Here is a 6,017-nt window from a genome sequence, read left to right as displayed (position 1 = left end):
CGAATCCTGTCTTCCCGATACATTACAGAGATATGTGAGTCTCTATTTTTAAAACTAGATATTATATACATTCAGAGAGAATCAGTTTGGTTCTCTCTTTTTTGATTTTCAGCAATTCATTTTGGCAGCGTATACTTTTTGTCTCCAGTCTTTTCAATAAATACCGTAGTTTAGGTAACCACATTGAAATTTAACAGATTTTATATTAAATTGAATTTGGAATAGTATAACATCTCTTCTAAAATATTGTTATAAATTGATTTGGATTCCAAAATTAAATTGTTCGATTCTTATTTTATTTTATTATATAACTCTTATAAATTTAGCCTCCTATAAATTTTTAAGAAAGCAATAGAAGGGTTTTGTTCAACGTATAATATATATGTTTGCCTGATAAAAATTTCTACTTTTTTGATTTTAAATAAGTATTAGTTTACATTATGGTGTGAATTGGGTTTGATATCTCTTTTGAGGAAGTTGCCTTAGATTTTTCTAATTGTGTTTTATTGTATAGTGTATCTTGCTTGTTTTGAACATAATTTTTTATGACATTTGTCATATTTTCTAGTGACAGAAGCTTCTATCTCCTCTGATTTCAAAAGACTATAATTGTAGTACCAAATGGAGGAAGAAGAGATAAGAAATAAAATGATTATCGCTGTAAGTTTAGTAGCAGCAGGAGTTATGACCTATCTCATGTTTTCGGGATTGGATGAGGATTTCTACCATTTTCCTTGGGAGGTCTTTGCTGGATTTGGAATGATGTCTTGGCTTGTTAGAGAAGGTTTGAAATTAGTCTCAGATGTGAAAAAGGAGTTTGAGGAATGAAAAAAGCGATTATCTATCTCTTTATTGGTCTGTCACTCTTGGTATGGTTGGTAGAAATGTTTACAGGTTGGTTTGATCAAGACTTCCTTTACCAATTCATCCGTGGTGCTTGGGGTTTTGGATTTATGATTTTCGTCGTTTTCCCTATGGGAATGGAGTGATTGAAAGGAGAATATTATGAACATGATTAAGGTACAAGGCTTACATAAAAACATCAAGGGTAAGGCTATTTTGAAGGATATTTCCTTTGAGATAGCTGAAGGTGAATGTGTTGCCATGATTGGGCCAAACGGAGCAGGAAAGACCACACTCTTGGACTGTTTGCTCGGAAATAAATTGGTCTCCAGCGGTCAAGTATCTATTAAAGGTTTACCAGTAACGAGTTCTCAGTTAGACTATACAAGATCCTACCTCCCTCAAGAGAATGTAATCGTTCAGAAACTAAAGGTAAAAGAGTTGATTGCTTTCTTTCAAAAAATTTATCCAAATTCCTTGAGCAATCAGGAAATCGATCAACTATTGCAGTTTAATCAGCAACAGAAAGAGCAATTAGCAGAAAAATTGTCAGGCGGGCAAAAGCGTCTCTTCTCTTTTGTCTTGACCTTGATTGGGCGACCAAAGCTTGTCTTTTTAGATGAGCCAACTGCTGCCATGGATACCTCTACCCGTCAACGTTTTTGGGAAATTGTTCGGGACCTAAAAGCGCAAGGAGTCACCATTCTCTATTCCTCCCATTATATCGAAGAGGTAGAACATACAGCTGACCGGATTTTGGTTTTAAATAAGGGAGAGTTGATTCGTGATACGACGCCTCTAGCTATGCGTAGCGAGGAAATAGAAAAGCATTTTATCCTTCCTCTAGCTTACAAGGAAGTCATTGAGCAGTCTAATTTGGTTGAAAACTGGTCACAAAAACAAGATGCTTTGCAAGTAGTTACACGTGAAGCGGATGCTTTTTGGCAACTGTTAGTGCAAGCAGGATGTAGGATTCAAGAAATTGAAGTCAATAATCGTAGCTTGTTGGATACAATCTTTGAAGAAACACAAAAGGGAGATGACTAAGATGAAACGATGGATCGCACTAAACAAGATAGAATTTCTATTGACCAAACGGCAATCAGTCTATTATTTATTATCAGTAGGGATGCCGACAGCCTTCTATTTATTCTTTTCTGGCATCTACCAGGACACACCAGGTGGACCCGCGAATTTTATGCGTGATTATCTTATCTCCATGACGGCTTTTTCCATGATGTCGACAGCTATCTTCTCATTTCCAGCTGTCTTACATACCGACAAGATCAACAATTGGCAGAAAACATTGCGTCATAGCCCTGTAAATATGGTAGAATATTATCTATCAAAGATAACAAGTATGCTGGTTGATTATATGGTCTCAATTCTGGTTGTTTTCTCAGTTGGGCATTTTGTAAGAGGTGTGGACATGTCTCTTGGAAATTGGATTGGGGCGGCGCTCTTGCTGATTTTGGGAAGTATTGCATTTGTAGCGATTGGTTTGACCTTGACGCTCTTACCAACTAGTCAGCTGATGTCTGTCGTGGGCAATCTTCTTTACCTTGGCTTGGCTGTTTTAGGTGGGCTCTGGATGCCTATCTCTTTATTTCCAGACTGGATGCAAGCAGTCGGTAAGTGTCTCCCGACCTATCAGTTGATGGAGTTGCTCAAGACCTTCTTAAACAAGGGTGGCATCAATCTATCAACCACAGTTTATTTACTTGTTTTTTCAGCAGTTTTATTTGGTTTGACTATTTACCTTCAAGGTCATAAGGAGAATGCTTAATGCTTGAAAGACTGAAAAGCATAGATTATATGTATTGGGCCAGTTTAATTTTTATGGTTTTTCCCATCGTTCCTGTAGTGACTGGGGAGCTTCCTAGCTGGCATTTGTGGATTGATATTCTATTTGTCTTGGCTTACTTAGGCGTTTTAACCACCAAGAGTCAGCGTTTATCCTGGCTCTGTTGGGTTATCATGCTAGCCTATGTAGCTGGGAATACCGCCTTTGTTGCTGGGAATTATATCTGGTTTTTCTTTTTCCTTTCCAATCTCTTAATTTATCATTTTGGCGTACGTAGTTTAAAGTCTTTACATGTATGGACATTTCTCCTTGCTCAAGTCCTTGTTGTGGGGCGACTTTTGATTTTTCAGAGAATCGAAGTTGAGTTTCTAGTCTATATGCTTGTAATTCTTACTTTTGTCGATTTGATGACTTTGGGCTCGGTTCGAATTCGCCTTGTCGAGGATTTGAAAGAAGCTCAGGTCAAGCAAAATGCCCAGATAAATCTATTGCTTGCTGAAAATGAACGCAGTCGTATCGGTCAAGATTTGCATGATAGCTTGGGACATACCTTTGCTATGCTTAGTGTTAAAACTGATCTAGCCTTGCAGTTATTTCAAATGCAGGCTTATCCACAGGTGGAAAAGGAATTAAGAGAAATACAGCAAATTAGCAAAGAATCAATGCGTGAAGTTCGAACCATTGTGGAAAATCTTAAGTCTAGAACTTTGACATCCGAACTAGAGACTGTGAAAAAGATGTTAGAAATTGCTGGAATTGAGGTGGAAATAGCTAATCAATTAGATACTGCTAGCCTTACTCAAGAATTGGAGTCAACGGCTTCCATGATTTTGCTTGAGTTGGTGACCAATATCATCAAACATGCCCAAGCGTCTAAAGTCTACTTAAGATTAGAACGGACAGAGAAGGAACTCATTCTAATAGTGAGAGATGATGGCTGTGGCTTTACTTCTATAAAGGGGGGTGACCTCCATACAGTCCGAGAACGTGTCCTTCCATTTTCGGGAGAAGTAAGTGTAATCAGTCAGAAACAACCGACAGAAGTTCAGGTTCGACTACCTTATAAGGAGAGAAAATAGATGAAAGTATTAGTCGCAGAAGATCAAAGTATGTTGCGAGATGCTATGTGCCAGTTGCTTGCCTTTCAAGCAGATGTAGAGTCTGTCCTCCAAGCCAAGAATGGGCAGGAAGCAATTCAACTATTAGAAAAGGAGTCTGTAGATATCGCCATCCTTGACGTAGAAATGCCTGTTAAGACAGGTCTCGAGGTTTTGGAGTGGATACGATCAGAAAAGCTAGAAACAAAGGTGGTTGTGGTGACGACCTTCAAGCGTGCTGGGTATTTTGAACGTGCGGTCAAGGCTGGAGTGGATGCTTATGTATTAAAGGAACGAAGCGTTGCAGACCTCATGCAAACCTTGCACACCGTCCTCGAAGGACGCAAGGAGTATTCGCCTGAATTGATGGAAGTGGTGATGACGCATCCCAATCCATTAACAGAACAAGAAATCGCAGTCTTAAAGGGAATTGCTCAGGGTTTCTCTAACCAAGAAATTGCAGATAAACTTTATCTATCCAACGGAACAGTCCGAAACTATGCCACCAATATTCTTTCGAAACTAGATGCAGGTAATCGAACAGAGGCAGCTAATATCGCGAAAGAATCTGGTTGGTTGTGATACTATCATAACGCGAAAACCATTATGTGTTAAAATTAAAATTATTCAATCAAACAATTTGTAACTTGAGGGGGCTTAGTTTCCTCCTTTTTGTGGCTCTAAGGTGGTAGCAAGGAGCTAAACCTAGGCTTTCTATGAAATTTTTTCAATCAATCTTCAAAAAACACTTGAAAGTGTTTACAATTAGTGATAGAATGGAATAAGTAGAAACATGAAAACGAAATTTTCACATCTTCACTTTTGTAAGTAGATATAGAGTTTCAATCGGTGCCTCTACTTGTAAAAGAATGTGTGGGATAGAAAGGGCAGGAAAAGGAATGAATGCAGATGATACAGTAACCATTTATGATGTCGCTCGTGAAGCAGGTGTTTCCATGGCGACGGTCAGCCGTGTGGTTAATGGCAATAAAAATGTAAAAGAGAATACCCGTAAAAAAGTGTTAGAGGTAATTGATCGTTTGGATTATCGTCCAAATGCAGTTGCGCGTGGTCTTGCAAGTAAAAAGACAACCACTGTCGGTGTCGTGATTCCAAATATTACCAATGGTTATTTTTCGAGTTTGGCTAAGGGGATTGATGATATTGCAGAAATGTACAAGTACAATATTGTCCTAGCTAATAGCGATGAAGATAACGAGAAAGAAGTTTCTGTTGTCAATACCCTCTTTTCAAAGCAGGTAGATGGCATTATCTTTATGGGGTATCACTTGACAGATAAAATTCGCTCAGAATTTTCGCGTTCACGTACTCCGATTGTTCTCGCAGGAACTGTGGATGTAGAGCATCAGCTTCCAAGTGTCAATATTGACTACAAACAAGCTACGATTGATGCAGTGACCTACCTCGCTAAAGAAAATGAGCGCATTGCTTTTGTCAGTGGTCCACTAGTGGATGACATCAATGGTAAGGTTCGTTTGGTTGGCTACAAGGAAGCTTTGAAAAAAGCAGATATTCCTTATAGCGAAGGATTGGTATTTGAATCTAAATACACTTATGAAGATGGCTATGCCTTGGCAGAGCGCTTGATTTCATCAAATGCAACTGCAGCAATTGTAACAGGTGATGAGTTGGCGGCAGGTGTCTTGAACGGTTTGGCTGATAAAGGTGTGTCAGTACCAGAAGAATTTGAGATCATTGCCAGTGATGATTCGCAAGTCTCTCGCTTTACCCGTCCAAACTTGACAACTATTGCCCAACCTCTTTATGACCTTGGTGCCATTAGTATGCGTATGTTGACTAAGATTATGCACAAGGAAGTGTTGGAAGAACGTGAAGTTCTATTATCTCATGGATTAACAGAACGTAGCTCAACACGAAAACGTAAATAGAAAAAATCAGGGAATCGAGAAGATTTCCTGATTTTGTGCTCTTAAACAAGAGATGTTGACTTAATGAATACCATAGAGCGGACTAGGCGGCTGGTTAAAGACTGCGCAACACACTGTTTTGAACTTGTAGATAGAACTGACGAAGTCAGCTCAAGTCCCTGCTTTGAGCTTGTGGATAGAACTAACGAAGTCAGCTCAAGTCCCTGCTTTGAGCTTGTGGATAGAACTGACGAAGTCAGCTCAAAGCACTGCTTTGAGGTTGTAGATAAGACTGACGAAGTCAGTAACATATACCTACGGCAAGGCGACGTTGACGTGGTTTAAAGAGATTTTCGAAGAGTATAAAAGAAAAGAAGCTGACAA

8 protein-coding genes are annotated in these 6,017 nt (G+C 39.0%); all 8 read left to right on the top strand.

Features of this window, described 5'->3' with window-relative positions; translation table 11 throughout:
* Positions 1–621: 621 nt before the first annotated feature.
* The 8 genes from HT708_RS03170 to HT708_RS03135 all read left to right on the top strand — a co-directional run bounded on the left by HT708_RS03170 (position 622) and on the right by HT708_RS03135 (position 5,978).
* Positions 622–828, top strand: coding sequence for a hypothetical protein (locus tag HT708_RS03170; RefSeq protein ID WP_014017355.1), 207 nt, complete (start codon positions 622–624; stop codon positions 826–828).
* On the top strand, positions 825–989 hold the full coding sequence (locus HT708_RS03165) for a hypothetical protein (protein WP_000709172.1): 165 nt from the start codon (positions 825–827) through the stop codon (positions 987–989). The genes HT708_RS03170 and HT708_RS03165 overlap by 4 nt, the downstream gene beginning before the upstream one ends.
* A gap of 16 nt (positions 990–1,005) precedes the next feature.
* Positions 1,006–1,890 carry an ABC transporter ATP-binding protein gene (locus HT708_RS03160; RefSeq protein ID WP_172925971.1) on the top strand — a complete coding sequence of 295 codons (885 nt, stop codon included), beginning with the start codon at positions 1,006–1,008 and terminating at the stop codon, positions 1,888–1,890.
* Position 1,891: 1 nt separating this feature from the next.
* Complete coding sequence (locus tag HT708_RS03155) at positions 1,892–2,629, top strand: ABC transporter permease (RefSeq protein WP_166732176.1); 738 nt, start codon at positions 1,892–1,894, stop codon at positions 2,627–2,629.
* Entirely contained in the window at positions 2,629–3,726 is a 1,098-nt protein-coding gene (locus HT708_RS03150) for a sensor histidine kinase (RefSeq protein ID WP_172925970.1), read from the top strand. Before HT708_RS03155 ends, HT708_RS03150 begins: the two co-directional genes overlap by 1 nt.
* Positions 3,727–4,326 carry a response regulator transcription factor gene (locus tag HT708_RS03145; protein WP_050302889.1) on the top strand — a complete coding sequence of 200 codons (600 nt, stop codon included), beginning with the start codon at positions 3,727–3,729 and terminating at the stop codon, positions 4,324–4,326.
* A gap of 317 nt (positions 4,327–4,643) precedes the next feature.
* On the top strand, positions 4,644–5,654 hold the full coding sequence (ccpA, locus tag HT708_RS03140) for a catabolite control protein A (protein ID WP_000990605.1): 1,011 nt from the start codon (positions 4,644–4,646) through the stop codon (positions 5,652–5,654).
* Between the two features lie 63 nt (positions 5,655–5,717).
* Complete coding sequence (locus HT708_RS03135; protein WP_172925969.1) at positions 5,718–5,978, top strand: hypothetical protein; 261 nt, start codon at positions 5,718–5,720, stop codon at positions 5,976–5,978.
* Positions 5,979–6,017: the final 39 nt, after the last annotated feature.

This window comes from Streptococcus sp. 3613, assembly GCF_013277375.1.
Taxonomy (GTDB): domain Bacteria; phylum Bacillota; class Bacilli; order Lactobacillales; family Streptococcaceae; genus Streptococcus; species Streptococcus pseudopneumoniae.
This window is presented reverse-complemented; position numbering and strand designations above follow the sequence as displayed.